Source organism: Myxococcales bacterium (assembly GCA_016706225.1).
Lineage (GTDB): Bacteria > Myxococcota_A > Polyangia > Polyangiales > Polyangiaceae > JADJKB01.
In genome coordinates this window covers 299,781-325,036 of sequence record JADJKB010000022.1, presented here as the reverse complement: position 1 = coordinate 325,036, position 25,256 = coordinate 299,781, and the positions used below count along the sequence as shown (strand labels likewise).

The following is a 25,256-nucleotide window of genomic DNA, read 5'->3' as shown; positions in this document are numbered from 1 at the left end:
CGGGCGTCGGACCGCCGGCGCGAATTGGCGCTCCGGCCGCCGGGCGCGGTCCACGCGGCACCTCCTGTACGTCGGACGCGAAGGTCAATATTGAGCCGTCGGGGGCGACGCCCGGCGCTCGCCCAGCTTCCAGCGCCTCGAGAGAGACGGTCTGGGTCACTTCTGCCGCCCACTGCAGGTGAGCCTCACGCCGCTGGAAGCGGTCGGAGAGAACGTGCTTCACGTACGCTCCGATCTCTTCCGGACCCACGAACGAGCCCGCGCGCATGACGTACTGCTGGAGCGCACGCGACATGTCGCGCGCCGACGCAAAACGCCTGTTCGCGTCCTTCGCCAGCGCGCGCATCACGATCGATTCGAGCTCGACCGGGTAGTTGTCGATGATGCTGGAGGGCGGGGGCACCACACAGGCCTGGACTCGTTCCAGCGTCTCGAGGTCGCTGTCCATGCGGAACAGCCGCCGGCCGGTGGTGAGCTCCCAGAGCACGACACCCAGTGCAAAGATGTCGATCCGACGGTCGATGACGACGCCCTAGACCTGCTCAAAACTCATGTACGCGAGCTTGCCCTTCAACGTTCCGACACATATAATCGAGAGCCGACCCATGACCTTGGCGATGCCGAAGTCCACGACCTTGACGGCGCCGTCGTAGGTCAGGAACAAGTTGTGAGGCGTGACGTCTCGGTGGACGAGGTTGAGGAGCTTGCCGTCCTTGTCTCGAAGCTCGTGCGCCGCGTGAAGCCCCTCGGCGGCGTCCGCCGTGATCTTCGCGGCGAGCTGCGGGCCCATCGTCGGCGCGCCACCCTCCTCGACCGCCCGCATGATCTCCCGCATCGGCTCGCCGTGCAGGTACTCCATGGCGATCCAGTAGGTGTCGCCTTGTTTGCCGAGGTCGAACACCTGGGCGACGTTGGGATGCGAGATGCGCGCCGCGATCCGCGCCTCGTCCAGGAACATGCGAATGAACTGTTCGTCCTCGGCCAGGTGACGATGGATGCGTTTGATCGCGACCCACTTCTGGAAGCCGCCAGGCCCATCGGCTCGCGCCAAATGCACGCTCGCCATGCCGCCGACACCAATTTCGTCGACGACGCGATAACGACCCAGGAAGTAGGTGCCGCCGGACGGAACACTCGGCTCGCTGCCCTCGGCCATGCGCCGGTCGCGGTCGCTGGAGGAGCCCCCGAGCTTCGGGCGTCCATGACCACCGGGGAGCACGTCGTTCGCCATGCTCATTTCTTCCACGAGGGAGCGCCGACGCTCACCTCGTCTGGTTTGCGCGTGACGGCGTAGGCGACGATACCGCCCACGATCAGCGCTCCGCCGATGATCCACGGGAGGGGGCCCGAGAAGAAGCTGTCCTTGTCCTTCTCGGGGGGCTTGGTCGGTTCCTCGATGGGCTCGTCATCCATACCACTCTCACTGACGCGCAGACCCTCGACTCGGATCTTTCCTTCAGTGACAGTCCAGGCGTTGTTCTGCGCGTCGACCGCTGACGCCTTGATCTTCAGTCGCGCGCCCGACATCGCGACGCGTTTGGGGAAATCGAAGGTCAGGGACGGCTCAGCGCTCTTCTTGCGCTTCCACTTCTTGCCGCTGACCGGGTCTTCGATGGCAACCACCACCTCCGAGACCAGGACCGCGAAGCCCGGCGGGATCTCGGTCTCGAGCGTGAAGCCCTGTTTGGCGGGCACGGTGTCTGGAGCTTTGAGTGTGATCCGCAGCTTCTCGCCGCCCTGCTGCTCGGACTCTTTGCGCGCCTGCTGGAACAGCTTCTTCGCCTTGGGCCCGCTCTCGGGCGGCAGCTCGAAATTGGGATCGATGGCGGCGGCTACGCGGAACGCGCTGAGCGCGCCGTTCGTGTCGTTGAGCGCGGCCTTGACCACCCCCACGCGCGAGTGCGCGATGACGACATCGCCCGGGTCCAGCCCGCCCGCGGCCAGCGCTTGTTCATAGAGCTCCCGCGCTTTTTCGAGCTCACCTTGGTGCCACGCCGCATCGGCCTGGCCGAACGACTTCGGCCCGGCCCAGACTGGTGCCGTCAAAAGCATGGTCAGTAGCCATGCGCCCGTGGCGATGCGCACCGCCAGGAGATGGGCCCGCGCTCGGAAAACCATCAGAAATCCTCAGGAAGCGTACCGGGCCTGGTGGGCCGGATCAACCCAACCCGTCCGGTCTCCAAACTCTAGCACGCGCCCATTCGTCGAGCGCTCGACCGGCGCAAGGTGTGGCAATGTGTGTGTGCTCGCGCGTCACGGAAACGGCTGAGCCGGCTGCCCGCGCTGGAAGTAGAAGCGGAACCAGCCGGTGACCAGGCTCGTGCGCTCCGGATCGACGTCGCCGTTGGGCAGCGTGTGCCGGGGATCGGCAAAGCTGGCCGAAAACCGCGCTTCCGTAAGTCGGTCGTCGGCGCTCGACTCGTTCGGGTCGCCACTGAACAAAGAGTCAAACTCTATGGTTCCGCCCACCGAGTACAGCGTTCCGTTCTGCTCGTGGCAGGTGTCGTGAAGGTAGAGCGAGAGATTGACCAGCGGAGGATTGGGGTTGAGCTCGACCGGGATCCCTGGGGGGGTCACGCCGGGGGGCATGCCGACCGGAAGCGGCTCGCCGAGGGACTCGTCGCGGATCTTGTCGATGTCTCGCACCAGCACGATCAGACCATCGGAGACCTCCTCCAGGTTGTCGCCGCGCTGAATGCGATTGGTGGTCGTGTTGCGATACGGGTTGGCGCCAAAAAAAGTCGGCCCGAGGTCGAAGGGTCCGTTCCAGCAGTCTTCCACGTAGAGCTTGTCACTCTTCACCTCGCCCTCACCTTCGACAGGTGAGCAGGCGAAGACCGCGAGCGACAACAACCAGAGGGCGGCGCGCTTCATGCGCTGCCCCGCTTCCGCCGAGGTCGAATCCGCCCGCCGCCGAGCACGCGTTCACCGGCGTAGAAGACCGCGAACTGCCCGGGCACGACCGCGCGCACTGGCGCATCGAACACGACTTCGGCGCGGTCTGGACCGCTCTGGGTGATGCTGGCGGGGTGGGCGTCGCCGCGGTAGCGCACGGCCACGCCGGCCGAGAGCGGCAGCTCCACGGCGTGCGCCAGGCTGAGCTCGTCGAGCTCTGCGTGATCGCTGAAGAGCTGGTCGGTCGTACCTAGCTGGACGGTGGCCGACTCGGCGTCGATGTCGACCACAAAAGCCCGCTCCCCCAGCGCGACACCGAGGTTCTTGCGTTGCCCGAGCGTGAACCGGTGGATGCCCTCGTGCTGCGCGACGACCCGGCCCGAGCCATCCAGGATGGGGCCCGGGCGAACCCGGTCGTTGGCGCGCGCGCTCACGAGCTCATCGTAGCGACCCGTGGGCACGAAGCACAGCTCCTGGCTCTCCCCCTTGCCTGCGCCGGGCAGACCGAGCCGCAAGGCTTCGCTGCGCACCTCGGATTTCTCGCAATCTCCCAGCGGGAAATCCAGGCGCTCGAGCTCAGCCTTGCCGAGCATGTGGAGAAAGTAGCTCTGGTCCTTCGAAGCGTCGACCGCACGGTGGAGCTGTGGCGTGCCAGCTTCGCGTCGGATGCGCGCGTAGTGCCCCGTGGCCACTCGTGCGGCGCCGAGCTCGTCCGCCAGGTGGAACAGCTCCTTCATCTTCACGCTGCGGTTGCAGCGCACACAGGGGCTGGGCGTTTCGCCAGCCAGATAGCTCTCGACGAAGGGAGCGACGATCTCGCGCTCGAACTCCTGGCGCCGATCGAAGGCGTAGTGGGCGATGCCGAGCACATCGGCGACGCGACGCGCGTCGTGAACGTCTTCGGGCGCGCAACAGCGACCGCGCACCGTGCCGTCGTCCGGGTAGTCCCAGAGGTGCAGGGTCACGCCGACGACCTCGTGGCCCGCGGCGACCAGGCGCGCCGCCGCGACGGAGGAGTCGACACCTCCGCTCATGGCGACCAGAACTCGAGTGGACACGGGCGCTCATTATGACTCGAAGGCGCCGGGGGTCGCGAATCTCCGCAACTCGGCCCGGGCTTTGTCCGAGGGAAGCCGCATGATCGAGAAGCTTCGGGGAAAGGCCGGCCGCGAGAGCCTGGATGCTCCAACGCCGACCGGGCGAGCCCCGCGCCACGCTGAGACCGCGAGCTTGTCGGGGCGCTCGTTCTCGGAGGTGCTCGACAAGCTGGGAGGGCAAATCGATCGCGGTGAGGCCCTCGTCAAGCGGGCCATCTCCGGCGGGCACTCCGGCATGGACGCCGGAAACTTGATCGCACTTCAGGCCGGCATCTATCGCTACACCGAGGCTGTCGATCTGGCTGCCAAGCTCGTCGATCGCGCGGGGTCAGCGGTCAAGACCACGCTCCAGGGCTCCGGCGGTTGAGCTAGAGCGCCGAACAGGTTGTTTTTTTGGTTTTTTTTTTTGCCGGGCGGGCGGGGGGGCCCCCGCCCCCCCCCGGCCCCCCCGGCCCGGGGCCGGGGGGGGGGGCGCCCCCCCCCAAAAGTCCCCGAACACGAGCAGCGCAAGCTGATCATTGTTCTACTCGTTGGCCCCCCGCAGGCGCTTGGTCAGACGACCAATGGCCCGGGTGTGAAGGCGGCTCGCCCAGCTCTTGCTCAGCCCGAGGTCCGCGGCCACGTGATCGAACCGCTCGCCCTCCAGGTAGTGGCGCCTGACGAGCTCGGCCTCCTGGTCCGGCAGCCCCGCGATCGCGTCACGCACCAGCGCGATCAGCTGAGCGTGTCCTAGCGTGTCTTCGGGGCTCGCACCTTGAGCCACGCCAACCCGCTCCCCGTCCTCGCCGTGGGCGGTGTTGGCCACCAACCCCATGGCGATGGCCGTGGCCATGCCGGCAAGGTGCTCCGAGAGGGCGACGTCGGCATCCGAGCGTGTGGCACCCGGGGCCGCCGGCGCTGACAGGTCTTCCACGGCGCCTTCACTCTGCCGAGCCGCCGCAGCCAAACCTTGCAGTCTTGCGTGAACGCGCCGCGGCAGGCGCGCCATGCTGCGAACCCCGTCGATGATCGCTCCCTTGACGCGGAAGTTGGCGTAGGCGCGGAAGGGCACCCCGCGCTCGGGATCGAAACGCCGCGCAGCGTCCAGCAGACCCTCGCGCCCGTAGCTCACGAGCTCTTGCAGCTCGGCATGCGGGCCGACGTTGCGCGCTACCTGGCGCGCCAGAATCTCGACCAGCTCGAGCTCCCCATGGAAGCGAGCCAGGACCTCCGGCGAATCGTCCGATTTCGACACCCGCGGGGGAGCCTATCAAGAAACCCAGGCCTGCCGAAAGCACAGGGGAAAGCGCCTTGCGGCTCGGTGCCCGCGGCCGCGTCCTGTGCCATAGTCCGAGCGTGCTGGGCTGGGTTCGATTCGCGCTCGCGTACGCCTTTCTCGGGGCGCTCTCCGCCGTCGTGGCGGTGGTGTGGCGTTCGGGCTCGCCCATGACCCACCCGGCGCCGCTGCTCTCTCTCGCAGAGCCCGCGCGCCACACCTACAGCGCCATGATGGGGCTGACCATGGGTGCGCTGCTGGTGATGGGCACTCGCATCAGCGTGGGACGTTTCGTCTGGGCTCGCCGGTTGCATCAGGAGCTACGGCCGGTAGCTCGGGTAATGAGCACGACGGGCATCGTCGTGCTCGCGTTGATGAGCGCCGTCGGCGAGGAGTTCTTGTTCCGCGGTTTGCTTCAGCCGTGGATTGGCCTCTTGCTCCAGGCGTTGCTGTTCGGATTTCTGCATCAGGTGCGCGGCCCAAGTCGCTTCGTCTGGATGCTTTGGGCGACGGCGGTGGGAGTGCTCTTCGGTCTGATGTTTCAGATCACCGGCTCGTTGATCGGACCCATCGTGGCGCACGCGTTGGTGAACGGGTTGAACCTCGCTTACTTGAAGAGCCACGATCCGATGCCGACGCGCCGCGCTCTGGGCGGCCTCTTCGGCTGAGCCCCGTCGATCATGCGCGTCGAGTGCCCCCACGCACCGCGCTGCTCGGGATGTCCGCTGATCGGACTCGAGTACGCCGAGCAACTCACCGAGAAAGCGCAGATCGTCGCGCGGGCATTTGCGGTCTACCCCGCGCTGGACGGCCTCACGCCGCAGGCGCCGATCGGTGCGGAGCCCACGCTCGGCTACCGCGTGCGTGCGAAGTTGGTGGTCGGCGCGCGTGGCGTCATCGGGTTGTACACGGAGCAAGCTCACGCGGTGCTCGACCTGCCCGAGTGTCGTGTGCTGTCGGCGCCGGTCGCGCGCGTCGTGGGTGTGCTGCGCGCGCTCGCCTCGAAGCCTCCCTCCGCGGCCGGTCCGGTGCTCACACCCGCAGCGGACGGCGGCGCGCTCGTTGCCATCGACGTGCGCGAGGCCCAGGTCCAGGGCAAGACCCAGGTGCTCGTCAGTCTGGTGCAGAGCGGCCCGGCAAGGGCCTCGGAGCTTCAGTTCCAGGCCGCAGCGCGGGCCATCACCGAGCTTGCGCCGGAGGTGGTCGGCGTGGCGGTGAGCGAGCGCGCTCACAAAGCGCGCGTGCTCGGGGGAGCCCCGCGAGTGCTGTTCGGCCCGGCCGAAGTGCCGGACCAGATCGGGCAGATCACACACCGCGCGGCCCATGGCGCCTTCGTGCAAGCGCACCGCGGGCAGGCTGCACGCTTGCACCAAGCGATCGAGGGAGCGCTCACGGGTGTGCTCGGTACCCTCGCCGGGCGGAGTGTGCTCGAGCTGTACGCCGGCTCCGGAGCCATCGCGCTCTCGTTGAAAGCACGAGGCGCGGAGGTCGTGCTGGTCGAGTCGTTCGCCGCCGCCGCAGCGTCGGCACGGCGGCTCGGGCTCACGGTGATCAGCGCCGACGCCGCGACCTTCGACCCGACTCGAGCCTTCGATGCCGTGGTCGTGAATCCACCTCGAAGGGGCCTCGCTCCGCGGGTTCGTGCGACGGTCGCCAAGGCAGAGCCCGAGGTCGTCGTGTACGTGTCGTGTGCTCCCGACACACTGGCGCGGGATCTGTCGGCCTTCAGCCTCCACGGTTACGCGCCGACGCACGTTCAACCCTTCGACATGATCCCACTCTCGGAGCAGGTCGAGACCCTGGTCCTCTTGGAGCGAGCGCCCGTCCCGCTGCCGACCGTGCTGTTCGAGAATGAAGAGCTCATCGTCGTCGACAAGGCGGCGCACGAGCCCACGACGCCGCAGGGCGAGCACGCGTCGAGCTTGCTCGCGCGGGTGCGTCGCTTGCCGGGCGGAGAGCACGCGGTGCCGTTGCACCGGCTCGATCTCGAGACCAGTGGAGTGGTGGTCTTCGCCCGAAGCAGCGAGCTCGTGGCGCGCTGGCAGCCCGCGTTCACCGGCAGCACGACCCAGAAGCGCTACCTGGCGCTGGTGCGTGGCGTGACGCGGGAGAAGGGCGCAGTGAATCGGCCGCTTGCCGAGGGCGGTCGAGAGCGTCCGGCGCACACCCGCTATCGGAGACTGACGGTCGCCGGTGGCCACAGCCTGGTTCTCGTCGAGCCGCGTGAGGGGAAGAAACACCAGATCCGTCGCCACATGGCGGGTCTCGGTCACGCCGTGGTCGGCGACCACCGCCACGGACACGGGCCGACCAACCGCCACTTCGAGGAGAAGCACGGACTCGATCGGCACCTCTTGCACCTCGAACGCCTGGAGCTGGGGACGCCCGCGGGTGACCAAGTCCTCGTGATTTCGAGCCCACTTCCTCCCGACTTCATTTCAGTCTTGCAACGGCTGGGCATCAAACCTGGCGTCAGCTCGTAGCGGCGTCACAAGCAGAACACGGGCATGGCGGGATTCTGGTAACCTAATTTTCGCTCCAATCGATGGCTCAACTCGACCTCGGACCGCTCGACGAACGACCGCGTGTGCTCGTCGTCGACGACGAAAAGTTCATCCGCGACATCCTCGCCGACTTCCTCGGCATGGAGGGGTACGTGGTGCGCACGGCCGAGGACGGTTCGGCTGCGGTGCAGGAGCTGTCGCGCGCCAACTACGACATCGTCATCAGTGACCTGAAGATGCCGCGCATGGGCGGGCTCGAGTTGCTCAAGGAGCTGTCGACGGCGCATCCGGACACCATTGCCGTGATCATGACCGGCTTCGGGACGGTCGAGACCGCCATCGACGCGATGAAGCGTGGTGCGTACGACTACATCCTCAAGCCGTTCAAGGTCGAAGAGATCATCCACATCGTGCAGCGCGGTCTCGAGAAGCGACGGCTGGCCGCCGAGAACCTGCGGCTGCGCGAGGCCCTCAGCCTGTACAAGGTGAGCGAGGCCATCGCCGCCAGCCTCTCCCTGGACGAGGTCATCTCCACCGTCACCGACAACAGCTTGCACGAGGTCCGTGCCGACGTGGTGTCGACCTGGCTCGACGACGGCGAGGGCAGCTTCTTCGAGCGCAGCAACACCCGCTCGGAGCTGATGCCCAAGGACGAGTCCATCGGGCACTTCAAGCCGGCCGCAGTGGTCGAACGCCTGGGTCAGGGTGGGCCCGTCGTCGAGCACGACGCGCGGGCGGCCGAGTTGTTCGCGGAGCTACCGAGCCGGCCCGTGTCGAGCGTGGCCGTGGTGCCGATGAAGATGCGCGAGCGCCTGATCGGCTGGATCGGCGTGGTGTCTCTGACCTCCAGCCGTCGCTTCGACGAGGGGCAACGCAAGCTGCTCAGCATGCTCGCGTCGCGGGCCGCGGCAGCCATCGAAAACGCGCGTCTTTACGAAGATCTGCAGTCGACGTTCAAGCAGACCATCAAGAGCTTGGCGCGCACCATCGACAAGATGGACCGTTACACCGCCGGGCACTCGGAGCGTGTGGCCCTCTACTCGGTGGCGCTGGCCCGCTGGCTCGGCCTGGGCGAGGACCAGGTGGAAATCGTGCGCCACTCCGCGCTGATGCACGACATCGGCAAGGTCGGCTGCGTGATGAACCTGAACAAACCGGGCAAGCTCACCCAGGACGAGTACGAGATCTTCAAGAAACACCCGGTCTACGGCCGGGAGATCCTCGACCCGATCAAGTTCCTGCAGCCGGTCATCCCGGGCGTGTACCTGCATCACGAGCGCTGGGATGGTCGGGGTTACCCCTTGGGGCTCGCGGCCAACGACATTCCGCTGATCGCGCGCATCATCTCGGTCGCGGACACGTACGACGCCATGACCAGTGATCGCGCCTATCGGCGAGCGTTGCCTCACGAGGTCACCGTGAACGAGATCACGCGTTGTTCGGGCTCGCAGTTCGACCCGGACGCGGTCGGCACCTTCACCGAAAAGATCGAAGACCTGCGCGAGGCAATGCGCGAAGCCGGCGAGCTGATTCCTGAATGACCGTACGCCGGCGCCTGAGCGGTCAGTGGCTCGGTCGTCGCCCGTACGAGGTCGTGCACGAACATCAGAAGCGCCTGCACGTCGCGCGTCAGGCCGGGGAGATCCCGGACACGGTGCTGGTGCTCGAGCACGAACCCGTGATCACGCTCGGGCGCGGTGCACACTCCGAGAACATCCTGGTTCCGACCGAGTTACTGAAGGCGGCCGGTGTGGATCTCGTCGAGACCGGTCGGGGTGGCGACGTGACCCTGCACGCACCGGGGCAGCTGGTCTGTTACCCGATCTTGAGCCTGGCGCCGGAGCGGCAGGACGTGCGCCGTTACGTCGGTGATCTCGCCGAGACGATGCGCCGCCTCGTCGCGCGCCACGGCATTTCTAGCGGTCCTGTCACCGGGCTGATCGGTTTGTGGGTCGATGCCAAGGCACCGGGCGAGTTTCCGGGCGGGGAGCAGGCGCGCCAGCTGGCGAAGCTGGGTGCGATTGGCGTGCGCATCTCACGCTGGGTGACGCTGCACGGCTTTGCTCTGAACTACACCACCGATCTCGAGCTCTACGGGATGATCGTTCCCTGCGGCATCAGCACTCACGGCGTGACCAGCGTAGAGCAACTGACCGGTAAACGAGTCGAGGTGCGGGACGAAGCGCAAGCGGCCGTCGAGCTCTTGGCGGAGGTGCTGGGCGCCGAGGTCGAGAGTTTCGAGGATCGGTCGGCGGCGGACCTGGCTTGACGCGTTCACGGCCCGTCAATCGGATCGACGCAGTCGAAGCGCGCCAGGTAGGCCGCGGCATGGCCGCCAGCCTTCTGCTCTTGAGCCGTGAAGCTCACGAGCAGCGCTCGAGGCTCGGTCAGCGTGGTCACGGAGTAGGCCGTGCCGGTGGTCAGCTCCGTCGTCGGGAGCTCGAGCTCCTGGAGCTGTTGCCCGCTCTTCGAGAACTGAACGAAGCGCAGGTGCGAGTGACCGCTCTGGTGCGGTTGCAGGGTCTTGTCGACGCGTTCACCCCACACCAAGACGACACCTTGATCCGAGGCCAGCAGCTCCGCCCCCGCCTCGGGTTGAGCCTCGGTCTGCCAGAGGTTCGCGGTGAGCTGCCCGTTCGCGGTCACCCCCACGAGCCGGAGGGTGCTCGGCGGCACCTGACCCGGAGTCGTTTCGATGTCCTGCTCGCGCCACGAGACCCAGCTCGCGCCTGCGAACGAACGTATGAGCGGTGTGCGCGCGCGTCGGCCGGGCACGGGTGGCACGCTGCCCGTCTCCACCAGCTTCGCCTGGGGTCCCGCGCCGGGCTCGAGGCGAGCGAGTGTCAGACGATTTGCACACTCGGGGCTCTCGGCGGGACACGGTCGAGCGTTGTTTGCGATCAAGTAGGTCTCACCGCTGAAGCTCAGCGTCGCACCAATGCCGGGGTAGGCACCGGGCGCGGCGACATCGACCGGACCCGCGACGATCTTACCCAGCTCGTCGATTACTGCCGCGCGCGCTGTGGTGACGAAGCTGCCTGCATCGCCGCTGGCCTGCGAGCGCCACGTCACGCCATAACCCAGGCCAGACCACTGGTTGCCGGGGCCGAGCGCTGGCCCGGCGGCGATCGAGTAGGCGTAGCCCGCGAGCTGTTCGATGAAGACCTCGTCGAAGGGTTTCCACGCTGCAGTGTCGAAGCGGCGAAACTTCACCCCCGGGATCACGTTGGGGTTGGCTTCGTCGGCGTGAAAATAGAGCAGCGCAAGACCGGACCCGCCGCTGACCGCCGGGATCATCTGACCGGGTGCGTGGGCGTCGATCCCGTAGAGCAACATCGGATGCGTCACGCTCACTCCGTCGGGCCACTCGGGAGTGACGCTGATTTCGGCGACCCGCAGCTCCGGGTGCCAGAAGTGTTCGTGGATCAGACCGACCGCGACTCGCGCCGGTTCGCCTGCGCTGCCGGGTGAAACGCGCGCCAGCGTCGGAGTGTAAACCCCTTCCGGATAGGTGAAGAGCAGGATGGGCTCGCCATGCTGTGCATAGACACAGTCCGGCAGCGGTGGTTCGGCGTCGGGGCCCGCGTCTGCAACGCCACCGCCAACGCCGCCGGCTCCGGAGCTGCCGGCGCTCGCGCCGCTTCCGCCGAATCCCGAAGTCGTGCCACCCGATGCGGGGCCGGGACTCTCGTTCGACAAGAGACCGCTCTTCGACCCGCAAGCCTGGCCGAGCCCACCGGCGAGCAAGAGTCCAAACAGCGCTTTGGGTGCGGCGTGCCGTTTCACGGGCGCGAGCGGCTGCACTCAACGTGCCAGCTCACCTCGGGCCGAGTTCGACGGGATTCTCGGGCGTAGACGCCCGCGGCCTCGGCGGCGAACCGACTCCCACGCCGCACCTTGTGCCACGCACGAACGTGGCACAGCGGCGGGGACGACGCGCGCTACTTCGTGAGTAGCTGCAGAGCGAAGCCCCAGTCGTCCGTGCCCGACGCATCCGCGACGCTCAGCGCCTTGATGTAAGTGAGATGCGACAGTCCAATCTTGTCCGCCTGCTCGCTGAGCGTGCGCGCGTGAAAGGCGTGGTGAAACAGCGAATTGGTGTCGAGCGGCGGCGCTGCTGGGGTCAGCGGATTGTTCACGTAGAAAGGCGGATCGTCGGCGCTCATCAGGGCGAGCATGTCGACCCGGGCGCGATACTCCGTGATGGCGGGTGTCTTCATCGCGTCGACGGAGTCCACGCCGTAGAAGGACATCAGGCGCTGCCCCATGCCGGCCTGCACTGCCAGATCCAGGAGCGGCAGACCGTATTCCTTGAACACCACGCTCTCCCATTTGAGGACGTCATAGGTGGCCTGGGTCGAGTTTGCGGCCACGCCGAGCACGCGGGTCGACTGCTGCGCCACCGGATCGCTGTTGCCTGGCTCTGCCATGTCGTCGGAGAAGGCGATCCACAGGCTGGTGCCGGCGCCGGCAGAGCCTCCCTCGAGCACGATCTTGGCGGGTGCGATGTTGAACGCCGCCGCGTGGTGGCGAATGAACTGCAGCGCCCGGCGGCAGTCGGTCATCGGTTTGATCACACCGACCGTGTCGACCTCGTCGAGCAGTCGGTACTCGAGGCTCGCATAGGCGACACCCTTGCTCAGCAGAGCTGCGATCTCGGCGGCGCTTCCGGAGTAGCTGCTCTTGGTGCCTCCGACGAAACCTCCGCCGTGAATGTGGATCATGAGCGGAGTCGGGCCGCTGCTCTTGGGTACGAAGATGTCGAAGCGTGTCGCAGGATCGCTGCCGTACGGCACGTCCGCGTAGAAGACGGTCCCGGGATCGACGTTGATGGGAGGTGTCGAGGCCTTGGGCAGCTCGAGCTCCGTCGAGTAGACGCCCATCCACGGCGCGCCGGCGCCTCCACCCGCACCACCGGAGGCGCCCGCGACCCCTCCGCCGCCCGCGACACCCCCACTGCCGCCGCTGGCGCTCGAGCCGCCGCTGCCGCCGCCGCTCGGTGAGCCGCCGGAGTCATCCGTTCCGCCGCACGCCGCGAGGGTCAGGGCAAACAAGATCCCGAAGAGAGACGAGCTACGCAGCATGGGTACCCTTCAGTTCCGGAGAAAACGCGCTGAAACAAGCGTAGCAGACTCTGCGCCACCGCAGGTGGACAGGTAGCTACTCAGCGCTGCGTTCAGCGACGACCAGATAGTTGGGCGAGAGCTTGCCATCTGGATGCGGCAGGACCCGCGACGTGAACCCCAGGGAGCTCAACGCCTCGCAGAGCTCATCGGTTCCGATGAGCTCGAGCGTCGTCCCGCGGTTCATGCTCGTGCCGATCGCGCGCCGCTCCGCCCAGATGGCGAGCTTGCTCCGAAGTCCGCGGGTCGGGTCGAGCTCGCGTACCAGAAGTCGCCCGCCAGGACGCACGGCGCTGGTCGCGCGCTGGAGCAGCCCGAGCTGCGCATCGCGCTCCAGATAGTGGAGGACGTCGATCAAGAGGACGGTGTCCGCTGCTGGCAGCTCCGCCGTGTTCACATCCTCCGTCCGCACTCGCCCGCACTCGCCCGCTGCGTCCGCAGCCACACGAACCTTGCGTTCGTCCCAGTCGAGCCCGGTGAATCCACTCGCCTTGCCGCTCTCCACCAGGAACAGCGGGAGCTGGGCGCGGCCCGTGGCGACATCGAGCAACTCGCCGAACGGCGGCTCCAGCGCCGCCAGCTGACGAAACATCGGATCGCTGTGCAGCTTCGCTGCCACGTAGAAGCGGTCGCGCCGGGGCGCCCGCGCGTATCGTGCCAGCGTTTTGTCGACGGCGTCGTCGATGCTGGGCCCAGGCAGAGCTGCGTCACGCCGCACGATCAGCGAGGTGAGACCTGCACCGATGGCCGCGAGCAGTCCGCCCATGGCGACCGAGCCGACGGCCGCTTGGGCGACGAACCCCCCGACGCCAGTGGCACGCGCTTGCTCCACGCTGAACGGGATGAAGTGACCCTCGAGGAGCAGTGCACCGAGCTGGATCTCGCCGGCGATGAGGAACGGCGCGAACAGCGGATTCGAGATGTTTGCCGCGAGGTACGCGATCATCAGGTCGAGCGAGAGGGGCACGGCAACCGCGACACACAGCGGGAAATGCAGGCCGAACAGCGGCAGGGCGCCGATGAACAGTCCCGCCGCGACGGACCCCGCGGCGCGCGCGCGCGTCAAGCGCCCTCCCCGCAGCCGTCGCCAGAGGCGGGCCCACTTCATGTGTCAGACGTCTCCGAGTCGCCCGCGCGGCGCGCGTCGGTTCAGCCGTCCTTCGACGGTGGAGCCTCGCTCTTCTTGGGATTCTTCGCGATGCGCAGGTACGTCTGCGCGCTCTTGTTCTCTGGGTCTTGTGCGACCACCGTCTCGAACTCCGCGACGGCCTTCTCACTCTCACCACCCGACAGCAAGAGCACACCGTAGAGCAGACGTGCTTGTGTGTACTTCGGGTTGGTCGCGAGGGCGGCCTCGAACTTCTCGCGAGCCCGCGCCTGATCACCGCTGTCGCGATACAGAACCCCGAGCCGCGTGAGCAGATCGGCGAAGGTCGGGCAGAGCACGGTGGCTTTTTCGAGCTCGCGGATGGCGTCGACCGGCATGCCGACGTCGTGATACGCCTGTGAGAGCTCGGCGTGCATGTTGGCGATCTTGCCTTTGGCGAACGGATCGAGCTCTCGCCCCTTCTCCTGACCACGGCTGCGCATTTCGGCGTACAGCTTCCGCGCTTCGTCGTACTTCCCGAGGTCGTTGTAGGTGACCATCAGGTTGAGCTGCGCTTCGGTGTAGTTCGGGTTGATCTGCACCGCGCGTTCGAAGTGGCGCTCGGCCTCGGCGAAGTCTCCACGGCTGTGCGTGATCACGCCCAGCATGTGGTGCACGTCCGCGAACTGGTCGGCCTTGTCGGCCACCTGACGGAGCAAGTACTCGGCACGGTCGTACTCGCGGTTTTGGTAGTGCTCGCGGCCGAGCAGCAATAGCTGCTTCAGGTGGTCATCCATCGCGGTGAACAGTCTCCTCAAAAAAGCGTGCCGAGGGAAAACACGACTTTAGCCTCTCCTCCTCTAGCACTGCTCCTCCCCGGCTTGCTCCGACAACGCGCCGCTGCTACGCCCCGGCCGTGTCGGCTTCAGGGACACGCCATGTCGGCCGGGTCACCGACCCACTAGCGCGGGACGATGGCGAGACGGAGCCCGAGCTCGAGCTCGAGGCAGAGGTTTCGTCAGGCGAACGTGCGCCCGAAGCCCCGCCCAGCAACGAGCCCGCAACTGAAGCCGTTGAAATAGAAGAGAAATCGGCGTCGCCCCGCGGGGAGCCGGATGAGCCCGCCATCGAGCTTCGGGACCCGGACGAGAGCGTGGATGGCGTTCATCCGGTGCGTGCCCGACTGCTCGCACGCGCAGCGGGTAGTCGTGCCCGGCCGCCCCGGGTGTTGTCGGACCCCGGCCCGACCAGCGGCCGACTCGACGACGTCGGGCAGGCCCGCTTGGACGGGGGGGCGGAGCTCGACGCGCTCGGAGTGCTCGGGGGGCCACCCTCGGCGCCCGTTCCCGGAGGCGCCTTGCCCCCGCGCGCGCGCGCGCCGCTCTCGCCCAACATGATCGCGGTGTTCGGAACGCTGCTCGGGCTCGCCATGGTTGCGTCGATCATCGCGCTGGTGATGCGGGTTGATACGAACGGGCTCGCGCCGGCGCCCTCGACCACGACGACCGGCGGCTCGACGGAGGCCGCGTTGGCGCCGGAAGCGCCCGCCAAGCGCGAGCGCGTCAAGCTTCCGGGTCCCTGGCGCATCGTGGACGCAAAGGGTGAGTCTGGAAATCGCGTCGCAGAGGGCAAGGTTGGCGCAAGTGCGTTCCTCACGGCCGTGCAAGAGGCCGGCGTCGAGAAGAAGGAGGCCTATCGGGTCTTCAACGCGCTCAAGGATCTGCGAAACCTGGACAAGTGTGATCGCAACGACACGTTCCTGGCGTTGATCGATCGGGCCAGCTCGCGGGTGAAGGCGTTCGAGTACGTCGTTACCAAGGAAGAGGTCTATCAGCTCCGCGAGGGGCAGAACGGTGAGCTCACCGCCAAGCGCCTCGACTTCAAGGTGGAGCGCGCGCAGGTGAAGGGCTCCTTCGTCGTCGACGGAGACATCGACACCTGTGCCGAGCGGGGAGGTTTGGAGCGCGGAATGGCCGGCGCGCTCACCAAGGCGCTCGACGGGCACATGAGCCTGGACGAGCTGAAGCGCGGCGACGTCGTGCGGGTGGTTGCGCAAGAGGTCACGGTGCTCGGCGAGTTCTCTCGCTACGCCGGGATCGAGGCCCTGGAAATCCGCCGGGGCGACGACAAGGAGCACCCCTTCCGCCTGTACTTCCACCGCGGGACGGCTGAGCGGGGTTATTACGACGAGAAGGGCCGGTCCCCGTACGAGGGGGGCTGGCGCAAACCCGTGAAGGATGCGCCCATCACCTCGCGCTTCAACCCGAAGCGAATGCATCCGGTGTTGAAGAAGATCATGCCCCACACTGGGACTGACTTCGGAGCACCCACGGGCGCGGAGGTCGGTGCGTCGTCGTATGGAACCATCAGCTTCATCGGTCCGGCTGGGCCGAGCGGCAACCTGGTGAAGGTCGAACACCCGGGGGGTATCGAGACGGGCTACGCGCACCTCTCGCGCTTTGCTGCGGGCCTCAAGGTCGGCGACAAGGTCAAGCGACTGCAGCTCGTCGGCTACGTCGGGTCGACGGGGCGCTCGACGGGGCCGCACCTGCATTTCACCGCCAAGAAGAACGGTGAGTTCATCGATGCCGAGACGCTGAACCTCGACGGCATGCGGGTGATCGGCAAAGACGAGCGCGATGTCTTTGCGAAGGTGAGAAAAGACTACGACGAAATGCTGGACGCCATCCCGTTGCCGGCGCCGCTAGCGGAGAAGGCAACTGCGGCGGCGAGTGCGGCCGAAGGCAGCGCGGAGCCGAGCCCGCCGGACGAAGAGTTTGCCACCGGTGGTCCAGGTCCGGGCGCAAGCGCAGCGCCCACCGAGACGACGCCGACGAAGTCTCCGGAGCCTGCGGCGCAAAAGGGCGGCAATCCGGTGTTCTTGACCGACAAAGATCTGCAGAAGGCGCAAGGCGCGACCGACGAGGGCGAAGTCGACGAGTGACGGCGTGCGCCATCGCGTACGGCCCGCTTCGAAGATCGTTTGCGCGCTTGCCTGCATTCGAAGGCGCAGCAGCGGCAGCGCTCACCTCCAGCGACCCGCAGTCCCACACCTACCGCTTCGACGCCGCGAAGCTCTCGACCGCAGGCCTCACGCTCGCACCCGGCAAAGTGATGCTGCTCGCGGGCACCGCCCTCAGGAAGGTGCGTTCGGTGCGGCAGGAGGGCGGCGCGCTCGTGGTCGAGACCGACTACGCCGCCCTCACCGACGCCATCGAAGAGGGCCATTTCGGCTTCGACGCCAAGCTCGCCTTCGACACGGCCCACGCCGTCTCGGTGGTGGACCAATACGGTGGCGAACACGCACTGGTCTCCGCGCGCTCGGCGCTCGGCTCACCCGGCGTGATCCCCGAAGGCGCGATCCCCTGGAGCTTCCAGCAGGGCCCGATGACCTACGAGTTCGAGGTGACGCGCCCCGCCGGCGAAGTGTACGAAAACTGGTCCGCCGCGAACACGCGCTACCTCATTCACGACCGAGACCCGCTGTTCACGCAGGACTTCACCGAGATTCGTGCAGTTGCCGGCGTGAAGACGGTGAAGCGCGTCTCCACCCACCGAGCGCCGGTTGTTGCCAGGAACGACGACGCTGTATACCGCTCGCGCACACGCGGCGCCTGACGACCAGGGTGGCGCTTCCATCCGACACGCGGATATAGTTTTCCCATGCGGTGTGTATTGCTGAAGTTGCTTGGAATCCTGTTTGCTGCTTCTTCGGTGGACTGTAACCCGATCAGAATGCGGGCAGACTTCCAGCCGATGGGTCTCGCGCAACCTGCGGGAGCCCGTCCAAACGCGGCGACGCCCGACCGGGTCCTCATCTTCCACGATGCGGCGCCACCAGGGTTCACGCTCCGCGAAAACGAGCTCAAAGTTGAACCCGGCTTCGCTCACAGGATTCTCGGCACGGTGGAAGTCTCACGAGAGCGCGGCGTTTGCCAGCAGCCCGAACGAAAGCAGTGGGTCGCCGAGACAATCCGGCTGATGGCGCAACAGGAAGCTTTCGCAGCTGGTGCGAATGCCCTCATCTACTACGTCTCGGATGTGCCGCCCCGCGCAACGCCGGAGCAGTTCACCGACATTTGTATCGCGAAGCACTCGTCAGCCGCCCGTCGTTGGTTCGCGCATGGCTGGGCTGTTATCCTAGTGGAGTCGCCCCCCGCGAACGCTCCCCACCCTCCCAGCGTCGTGCCCCAGGGCACTCCATCAACCCCACCGGCTCCGCCTGGGTCAGCCTCGCCTCCGGATGGACCTTCCACGCCGTGAGGGCTGCGCTTCCGCGCACCGCATGACTGGGCCTTGCGCCCGCCGAACGGTGCCGAATACCGTGGATGTCATGACGATGGATGGCGTGTCGTCGTGAAGCTAGAGCCCACGCCGTGATCTCGGCCGCGCGCTCTGCGCTTCGCCATGGGCGTCCCTCCTCTCGGGTTGCCCAACCTCGCGTGGAGGTGGGACCGGATCATCGGGACGCTGGTCAGGCTGGTGTGAGGGACGAAGTGGGCGAGCGCGGGCGTCTGTGCCGGGGAAGGTCGGGAGTGTGAGCGAGCGCAGTTTGATGGGCCGTGGTACCTTGGCATGGTGCGACGCGGGGTCGGCCTGATTGCGTGTGTGCTCCTGCTCGGGTGCTCTTCGTCGTCTGCCAGTGAGCCGGCAAGCGGTGGCAACTCGTCGACCGGCGCGTCCGGTGGCGTCGGCGCTGCTGCCGGCAGTGGCGGTGCAGCGGGCGCAGGAGGCACAGCGGCAGGTGGCGGCGGCGGAGTTGCCGGGAGCTCATGCTCCTGCACTGCGGCGAACTGTACGTGTGTGCCGGCGGCGGACAGCGCCTGGATACCGGTGATCGTTGCGCCCGGGCTCGACGCGACGTGCCCACCCGAGTTCCCCGTGGCGAAGCAGGGAGGTACGAACGTGGTCGGAACTTGCGGCTGCTCGTGCGGTACGCCTCAAGGTCTCAAGTGCGACGTTCAGGTGCGCCAGTGGCCGGCGTCAGCTACCGACTGCAGCGGTGCCGACAGCAAGGCCTCACTGTACTTGCCCGGCTCCTGCTACAACGCGCCCCTCGCTGGGGCATACTCATGGATCGAGGCAGTACCGAACAACGTCAAGGCCTCGTGCACGGCATACGCCACCAAGATCGAGGCGAAGTTCGAGGACAGCGTGACGATCTGCCAAGCTACGCTGACGCCGCCGCCCTGCGCGGGAGGCCATTGTGTTGCCGACGCTCCTGGATTCAAGCATTGCATGATGACAACCCAGGCGGACGTGACCGCGCTGTGTCCCGCCGGGTACGCCGAGTTCAAGGAGTACTATCTCACCTTCGACAACCAGGCTGCGTGCTCGAAGAGCGGCTGCTACTGCTCTCCACCAAGCGGCGGAACGTGCAGCACGTTCCCGAGCAAGTGCTCTGCCGGGTCGTGCGGAGCGTGTACCCTGATTCCGGAGAAGGCCTGCGTGAAGAACTCCGAGTCGTCGCTCTTGGTGCCATCGAACGCGCTGGTCACGTCGCCGGGGAACTGCGCGCCCATGGGCAACGGAAGCATGACCGGCAGCCTCACGCCCAAAGACAAGCGCATTGTGTGTTGTACCGGTTGACGCTTGCTCGCCCCGCCCTGCGAAGGGAAGAATCGCTCACCTTCCTCGGATATTCGCCCACCTTGGAGTGCCAACGGCCACTCACACCCCAGCCGGCGGTCACGTTGCGTCGAAGCACACCTCGACGCCGTACTGTCCGAAAGCTGGTCCGTGCAAGATCAAGCCGCATCCCGGTAGTAGTAGCGGAGGATTCCGCCGAGCCGGTCCCGACATCGAATCGCCCGCGCGCCGTTCGAGTTTGCGGACGGCCGTTCGATCAGCGCGTTGCCGAGGCCCTGATGATTTCTCTCGAGATGATAGTGCTCGACATACTCGGTGACGATCTGTCGAGCTTCCAGCGGCGTCACGAAGTCGTCTGACGGCACCGGCCTGCAAGCAAGAGCCACGTCCGACGCCCGACGCGCGCGAAAAGAGAGCACCACGTAACGAAAACGAGCGAGCATGGCCGCGGTGCACCGACCTTCCTTCACCGCCGTCTTGGCCTGGAGCTGCCTGGGATGTGGCTCGGCGCCAAAATACGCGGACTACGTCGGGAACCCTGGCGAGATGAACGACGCCTGTCGGCGGGCGGCGAGCGTCTGCCCGAGGGACGACGACTGGGTGGCTTGCCAGAGCGATCAGGACGAGTGCCACCGGCTCGGGCTCTGGTTCGCGGACGGCATCAAGGTGCGCCGCGACCCAGAGCGCGCGCGGTCGATCTTTCGAAGCATGTGCGACCGCTTCGAGATGGGCTCGTGCCAGGACCTGTGCCGCAAAGGGGACAGCCAGCGTTGTGTGGACCTGGCACTGCTTGGCATTGCGGGTGCGGGTGGACGTGTGTTCCCTCCGCACTATGACGAGCGAGACCGCGCGACCTTCTACCGCGCCTGTCGCGCCGGCGATGACGTCGCATGTCTGATGCTCGAGCTTCGCTACGTGACGGGCAGCCAGCGAGTCGTGCAGAGGATGAACAACTGCTACGACGATCACGCACGCTGCTTTGCGTTGGCTTGCGAGGAGGACGATCCCCTCGGCTGCGCGTTGCTCTGCCACGTCGGCGAGGACCGAGCCTGTTCGGAGCTGGCAGCGCTCGCGGCGTCGGGCACGGGTTTCGTGAAGCCGAGACCCGCTGTGGCTGCCCGCCTGCTCCGCTCTCGATGCAAGAGCGCGAGTGACCCGTCCGCCTGCGCCACGCGGCTGCCCGCGTTGCGGAGCGGCGGCGCGAGCGCGGAGCCCGAGGAACCGAATGAGCCCTACGCATTCGAGCTAACCGAGCGGCCGGCTGGGGAAATTCCCCGTCCCCCACCACCGCCTGAGCGTCCCGTTGGGGAAGGACTGTTCAGCGGCTGGAAAGGCACCGGCAACATCGAGGGGGGCTCGTTCGGGTTCACGCCGGTCGTGACCCGCAGCGTCGGAAGCGCTCACGCATCGACCCATGTCTCGGGCTTGGCCGGGTTCTTCGCGGAGATCTACCTGCGAAGCTGGTACCCGGGACACGACAAGTCCTTGCGGTTCAGTCTGGCAGGCGCGCTCGGTGGCGGCAGCGCGGGACTCGATGGGCAGGTCTCCCACGACGCAATGGCCGGGTTTCGTTTGCCGTTCTCGCAGCGAAGCTCGAATCCTCATCGCCAGAGCATGCTCTACCAGGCGATGTCCCAGCAGGATCGGGACTCACTCGACAACGCAATCTTCACTGCGTCACCGCATGCTCTCTTCGTGCGCGGCGGGTACTCTCTCCGATACTCGGCGGTGGGTCCGATTCTGAGCTCCGCCGTCGAGCTGCCGCGGCTCGAAGCGGGGTATCAGCTGGAAGGGTCAGACGACTCACCGCGCGCGCTCGAGCTCCGAGCGAACGCTGCGCTGCTCCTGGTTGGACGTTTCAACGTCGGTGACGACTCGCGCCCGCTCGGTGGCGCCCTCGGCTGGGGCGGAGCCCTGGTGCTGCACGCGCGGCGTACCCACGCGGAGCTGGGCGCCCAGAGGATCCAGTCGATGCTGGCCGGCGAGCGTCCCCCGGTGCATCGAGTCCAGGTGCGCTCCTGTCTGCGCTTGGTGGAGCGCGAGTACGGCGACACCAGGTACCTCGTGTGTCTGGAGGAGACGCTGGAGCACGGCCGAGTGATCGACTCCGAGGTGACGGCGTGGCAAGCGGGCCTGTTCTTCGGCTTCGATGGCCTGGACTGAATCGGGGCGGACCGCGGAGACCAGGCTCGGGAAGGGCGCGACGACGAGCCGAGCAAGAGTGCGACGACGAGCCGAGCAAGAGTGCGACCTGATGCCGGTGTACTCAAGGGTGAATCACACACCCGCCCGCGACCTCGCCCGACCACTTGGCGCGCATGGCGTCGGTGATCGCGGTCAGTGGGAAGCGATGCGAGACGTGGGGGCGGAGCTTGCCGGCCTCCGCCCAATCCAGGATCTGCTTCAGACGCGGCGGGCGGAGCGAGGGATCCTTGACGCTGGAGATCACGGTGGGGCAACCGAGCACGTCGAGCCCCTTCATCATGATCAGGTTCGTCGGGAGCGTGTTGGCGTTGGGTGCGCCGCGGCCCCCCTTGCCCCTCGCAACGAACGGAGTGGCCGCCCACCCGACGACGAGAAAACGCCCGCCGAAGGCCATGCACCGCAGGCTCTCGCCGGAGATCTCACCTCCGACTCCGTCGTAGACCACGTCGACGCCACGACCCGACGTCAGCGCCTTGACCTCGTCCTTGAACGAACGGAGCCCACCGTCTTCCGACTTCGTCATGATGACGTGGTCGGCGCCATGGCTCGCGACCACCTCGAGCTTGGTCGGCGAGCGGCCGGTTGCGATCACCGTCGCACCGACGAGCTTCGCGACCTGAACGGCAGCCAGCCCCGTCGCGCCCGAGGCGCCGTGCACCAGCAACGTCTCACCCGCCTGCAGGCGCCCGCGGGTGATCAGGCAGTGGTACGCGGTCTCGTAGTTGCCGAGCAGATTGCATGCCCCGTCGAAATCGAGCGCGCCGGGGATCGGGTGCAGGGCCTGGCCCGGGGCAACGGCCCACGACGCCCAGCCACCCCAGCGTTGGTGCTCGCCGAGGGATCGAGGGCCCGTCAGGAAACCGTCGGCGAGCACCCGATCACCCACGCCGATGTGAGCGCCCACGTCGTCTCCCTTCCACACCACGACGCCGGCGTACTCGAGGCCCGGCGTGTACGGCGGGCTGGGCAGGTGTTGATACTGGCCGCTGGTCATCAAGAGATCGACCCAACCAACGGACGCGCTCTTGACCGAGACCAACACGTCGCTGGCTGCCAGCGTCGCGCTGTCGGGCGCGGGCTGCGGCTCGACGTGGACGTGTTCGTTGATGGCTTCGACCGGGGTCTCCCCCAGCTCCGAGACCACGACGCGGTGTCCAGTGGGCAAGGCGCTCACGCACGGCCCCGGGTTGTCAGCGAGTCACTCGGCGATGACATACTCCGGACATACCTCGAAGCTCGCCCGGCAGGGAAACGTCAAGCCCGTCAGCGCCTTCTCGATGCACGCGGCCAGCGCCGCGTAGGTCGGGCTGGCGTCGACCTTCAAGACCTTGCCGTTCGAATCGAGCACAATCTTCACCTGTTCGCCGAAGGGCCCTGGACCACACGCGGCCTTGGCGATGGCGTCGGCCATCTTCTGTCCATCCGAGGACGAGACGTAGACGTTCGTCGAGAACGGGCCGTCCCCCTTGATGCAAGCTGGGATCTGTCCGGCGAGCAGCCCGAGCACAGCTTGTTCGGCCTGTTTGGCCAGCGCGGCCTCCGCCGCCGGGTCGCAGAAACGGATGCTCGGGTAGCCGCCCGCGTACAGTTGATAGTGAGCGCCCGGCGCCGATGAAAAGCTCAGCTCCCCGCTGAAGCAACTCTGCTTCGCGCCGAGGAAGTCGACCACCTCCTGCTTCGCTGCGTCGACGTCCGCCGCAGTGCAGGCGTTGGTTCCGCCGACTCCGCCCGAGCCGCCGCTGACACTGCCTCCGCTGCCGCCGCTAGCACCCCCGCTGCCGCCAACGTCGGCGCCGGCATCCTTCGATGGTGCGTTGCTCGTGGTCTCTCCGCCACAAGCGGCGAGCACGAAGCCGATGGCCGAGGCCGCAGCGGAGCGCATCGGAGCGAACATGCGGGTTCGTGAGGGTGCCGCGCGGAGCAGTAGGGTGTCGACCTCGTCGAGCTCCTGCTCGAGTGCGTGGACCTCGGGCCGGAGCGCGCGAATCAGCGCACCGCACTCGACGAAACCTCCCCCCGCGATGGCCAGCGCCAGCGCCTGGCGGTGGGCCGACACATACACACGGTTGACGCCGAGCCGCGCGCGCTGGAGCCGCTCCGGCAAGGCCTCCGACACGCGCTCGGGCACCAGCCGTCGTGCCAGCGCGAAGGCCAAGAATGCGTCATGCGTGCGGTACGCAAGGCTGTAGTTCCAGAAGGCCTCACCTCGCAGGCGCGTGAAGATCTCCGCGAAGCGCTCGATGGCCGGATCGTCGAACGTGTAGCCGTACCGTAGAGGGTTACCGAGCAAGCGCCCCTCGTCGGCCATGGAGCGCATCAAGCGGGTGCCGTGATAGACCATCATGCGGGTCGCCTCGAACACGCCGCTGTCGATGCGCTCGAGCAGGTCGAGCCCTGCGCCGATGCTGGCCACGGTCGAGTAGGGGTGGACGAGCATCAGGTTGCTGACGGTCACGACGCCTGCCCGAGCGAAGTCATCGAGCAAGGAGAGCTCTGCTGGCCCCGGCGCGCGCCGCCCGAACCTGTGGCCTTCCTCTTCGGTGGCGAGCTCGAGGCCAACGAAGGCCCGGACCAGGCCAAATTCGGCAAATTTCCGGGCGATGGCCGGCGTGAGTCGGTCTGCACGCAGCATCGCACCAACGCCGAACGCACCGACGTTGCGTCGAGCGAGCGCGGCGCGCCACAGCTCGAGGTACTCGAGCGCCTCGGGCTCCTCGTAGGGCAAGATGTGCTCGTCGACGAAGTAGAAGTAGCGCACGCCGCGCTCGTGCCACAGCGCGGCCATCTCGTCGGACACGTCTTCGAGCTCGCGCCGTCGCACGCCGCCGACCCCCGCGCTGGTGAGGACCCGGGAGGCGACGCCTGCGCGAATTCCCTCCTGGCGCTCGAGCGTGTGGAGCGCGGCGGGTCCGCAGTACTGACAGCGCCCGCGGCAGCCGCGCGAGGCCGCCAGGTGGGCCGCCGGGAAACCGAGCACGTCGGGCAGCTCGTCGCGTACGGGGAAGAGCTGCATGGGTGTCGTATCGAGCACGGCGCTGGGCGGACCGTCCCCGGAGCGCGTGGTGACCCCGGCGAGGTCGTGCACCGGGCGCCCGCTGGTGACTCGCTCGACGATCTCCACGATGGGCGTCTCCCCGGCGAAGCGCACGACGCTGTCGAGCCAGTCGTTGCGTGAGAGAAGCCACTCACGCGCCAGCGTCGCGAACTGCCCGCCGCTGGTGATGTGCCCGGCGTAGCCGGCGCGTCGCACGGCTTCGCCCAACGCGAGTGGCAGCATCGACGAACCGCCGTCTGCGAGCGAGAGCCCCACGACGTCCGGCGCCGTCGTGACGATGGTGTGAGCCGCGCGGGCGAGGTCCGTCGCGTCGTTCAGGTAACAGGTAGTGACCTGTACGTCCTTTCGCTGAAGTGCCGCGCGCAGGTAAGCCAGCCCCAGGTTTTCGTTGTGCGGCAGACGGCGGCCGACCAGGAGGACGCGGGCATTCGAGAGCGACATCGTGC

The 25,256-nt window shown here is 67.2% G+C and carries 21 protein-coding genes; 9 read left to right on the top strand and 12 right to left on the bottom strand.

Translation table 11 applies throughout. The annotated features are described in order from the left end of the window. Nucleotides 1-532: 532 nt before the first annotated feature. The 4 genes from IPI67_32490 to mnmA form a co-directional block, all read right to left on the bottom strand. A complete protein-coding gene (locus tag IPI67_32490; GenBank protein MBK7584896.1) occupies nucleotides 533-1,237 on the bottom strand; it encodes a serine/threonine protein kinase in 705 nt (234 codons plus the stop codon). Then, nucleotides 1,234-2,118 carry a tetratricopeptide repeat protein gene (locus IPI67_32485; GenBank protein MBK7584895.1) on the bottom strand — a complete coding sequence of 295 codons (885 nt, stop codon included), beginning with the start codon at nucleotides 2,116-2,118 and terminating at the stop codon, nucleotides 1,234-1,236. The genes IPI67_32490 and IPI67_32485 overlap by 4 nt, the downstream gene beginning before the upstream one ends. Before the next feature lie 135 nt (nucleotides 2,119-2,253). Next, nucleotides 2,254-2,874, bottom strand: a complete 621-nt coding sequence (locus tag IPI67_32480; protein MBK7584894.1) for a hypothetical protein — start codon at nucleotides 2,872-2,874, stop codon at nucleotides 2,254-2,256. Beyond that, nucleotides 2,871-3,929, bottom strand: a complete 1,059-nt coding sequence (gene mnmA, locus IPI67_32475) for a tRNA 2-thiouridine(34) synthase MnmA (protein ID MBK7584893.1) — start codon at nucleotides 3,927-3,929, stop codon at nucleotides 2,871-2,873. Before mnmA ends, IPI67_32480 begins: the two co-directional genes overlap by 4 nt. Nucleotides 3,930-4,032: 103 nt before the next feature. Here mnmA and IPI67_32470 point away from each other — a divergent pair, with 103 nt between their 5' ends. Next, a complete protein-coding gene (locus IPI67_32470) occupies nucleotides 4,033-4,359 on the top strand; it encodes a hypothetical protein (GenBank protein MBK7584892.1) in 327 nt (108 codons plus the stop codon). Between the two features lie 156 nt (nucleotides 4,360-4,515). On the opposite strand, the gene IPI67_32465 is transcribed toward IPI67_32470, so the two are convergent. Further along, entirely contained in the window at nucleotides 4,516-5,226 is a 711-nt protein-coding gene (locus tag IPI67_32465; protein MBK7584891.1) for a sigma-70 family RNA polymerase sigma factor, read from the bottom strand. Nucleotides 5,227-5,327: 101 nt separating this feature from the next. On the opposite strand from IPI67_32465, the gene IPI67_32460 reads away from it, so the two are divergent. The 4 genes from IPI67_32460 to lipB all read left to right on the top strand — a co-directional run bounded on the left by IPI67_32460 (nucleotide 5,328) and on the right by lipB (nucleotide 10,020). Beyond that, nucleotides 5,328-5,915 (top strand): CPBP family intramembrane metalloprotease, encoded by a 588-nt coding sequence (locus IPI67_32460; GenBank protein ID MBK7584890.1) that lies wholly within the window; start codon nucleotides 5,328-5,330, stop codon nucleotides 5,913-5,915. A gap of 12 nt (nucleotides 5,916-5,927) precedes the next feature. Beyond that, nucleotides 5,928-7,730, top strand: a complete 1,803-nt coding sequence (locus IPI67_32455) for an RNA methyltransferase (protein MBK7584889.1) — start codon at nucleotides 5,928-5,930, stop codon at nucleotides 7,728-7,730. A 62-nt stretch (nucleotides 7,731-7,792) separates the two neighbouring features. Further along, nucleotides 7,793-9,292, top strand: a complete 1,500-nt coding sequence (locus IPI67_32450) for a response regulator (GenBank protein ID MBK7584888.1) — start codon at nucleotides 7,793-7,795, stop codon at nucleotides 9,290-9,292. Further along, on the top strand, nucleotides 9,289-10,020 hold the full coding sequence (lipB, locus tag IPI67_32445) for a lipoyl(octanoyl) transferase LipB (GenBank protein MBK7584887.1): 732 nt from the start codon (nucleotides 9,289-9,291) through the stop codon (nucleotides 10,018-10,020). The genes IPI67_32450 and lipB overlap by 4 nt, the downstream gene beginning before the upstream one ends. Before the next feature lie 5 nt (nucleotides 10,021-10,025). On the opposite strand, the gene IPI67_32440 is transcribed toward lipB, so the two are convergent. The 4 genes from IPI67_32440 to IPI67_32425 form a co-directional block, all read right to left on the bottom strand. After that, complete coding sequence (locus IPI67_32440; protein ID MBK7584886.1) at nucleotides 10,026-11,537, bottom strand: hypothetical protein; 1,512 nt, start codon at nucleotides 11,535-11,537, stop codon at nucleotides 10,026-10,028. 155 nt (nucleotides 11,538-11,692) lie between these two features. Beyond that, on the bottom strand, nucleotides 11,693-12,835 hold the full coding sequence (locus IPI67_32435) for an alpha/beta hydrolase (protein MBK7584885.1): 1,143 nt from the start codon (nucleotides 12,833-12,835) through the stop codon (nucleotides 11,693-11,695). Between the two features lie 76 nt (nucleotides 12,836-12,911). Continuing rightward, nucleotides 12,912-13,982, bottom strand: coding sequence for a DUF2062 domain-containing protein (locus tag IPI67_32430; GenBank protein MBK7584884.1), 1,071 nt, complete (start codon nucleotides 13,980-13,982; stop codon nucleotides 12,912-12,914). A 41-nt stretch (nucleotides 13,983-14,023) separates the two neighbouring features. Continuing rightward, nucleotides 14,024-14,758, bottom strand: a complete 735-nt coding sequence (locus tag IPI67_32425) for a tetratricopeptide repeat protein (GenBank protein MBK7584883.1) — start codon at nucleotides 14,756-14,758, stop codon at nucleotides 14,024-14,026. 1,172 nt (nucleotides 14,759-15,930) lie between these two features. Between IPI67_32425 and IPI67_32420 the strand changes: the two genes are divergently transcribed. From IPI67_32420 to IPI67_32410, 3 genes are all read left to right on the top strand, one after another. Next, nucleotides 15,931-16,905 carry a M23 family metallopeptidase gene (locus tag IPI67_32420; GenBank protein ID MBK7584882.1) on the top strand — a complete coding sequence of 325 codons (975 nt, stop codon included), beginning with the start codon at nucleotides 15,931-15,933 and terminating at the stop codon, nucleotides 16,903-16,905. Between the two features lie 47 nt (nucleotides 16,906-16,952). After that, nucleotides 16,953-17,579 carry a hypothetical protein gene (locus tag IPI67_32415; protein MBK7584881.1) on the top strand — a complete coding sequence of 209 codons (627 nt, stop codon included), beginning with the start codon at nucleotides 16,953-16,955 and terminating at the stop codon, nucleotides 17,577-17,579. A 960-nt stretch (nucleotides 17,580-18,539) separates the two neighbouring features. Then, nucleotides 18,540-19,550 (top strand): hypothetical protein, encoded by a 1,011-nt coding sequence (locus IPI67_32410; protein MBK7584880.1) that lies wholly within the window; start codon nucleotides 18,540-18,542, stop codon nucleotides 19,548-19,550. Between the two features lie 158 nt (nucleotides 19,551-19,708). Here the strand turns inward: IPI67_32410 and IPI67_32405 are convergent, their stop codons facing one another. After that, on the bottom strand, nucleotides 19,709-19,915 hold the full coding sequence (locus tag IPI67_32405) for a hypothetical protein (protein ID MBK7584879.1): 207 nt from the start codon (nucleotides 19,913-19,915) through the stop codon (nucleotides 19,709-19,711). An 85-nt stretch (nucleotides 19,916-20,000) separates the two neighbouring features. Here IPI67_32405 and IPI67_32400 point away from each other — a divergent pair, with 85 nt between their 5' ends. Next, complete coding sequence (locus IPI67_32400) at nucleotides 20,001-21,713, top strand: hypothetical protein (GenBank protein MBK7584878.1); 1,713 nt, start codon at nucleotides 20,001-20,003, stop codon at nucleotides 21,711-21,713. A gap of 103 nt (nucleotides 21,714-21,816) precedes the next feature. Here the strand turns inward: IPI67_32400 and IPI67_32395 are convergent, their stop codons facing one another. Together IPI67_32395 and IPI67_32390 are read right to left on the bottom strand one after the other, a co-directional pair. Then, nucleotides 21,817-22,920 (bottom strand): NADPH:quinone oxidoreductase family protein, encoded by a 1,104-nt coding sequence (locus IPI67_32395; protein ID MBK7584877.1) that lies wholly within the window; start codon nucleotides 22,918-22,920, stop codon nucleotides 21,817-21,819. 33 nt (nucleotides 22,921-22,953) lie between these two features. Next, entirely contained in the window at nucleotides 22,954-25,251 is a 2,298-nt protein-coding gene (locus IPI67_32390; protein MBK7584876.1) for a radical SAM protein, read from the bottom strand. Nucleotides 25,252-25,256: the final 5 nt, after the last annotated feature.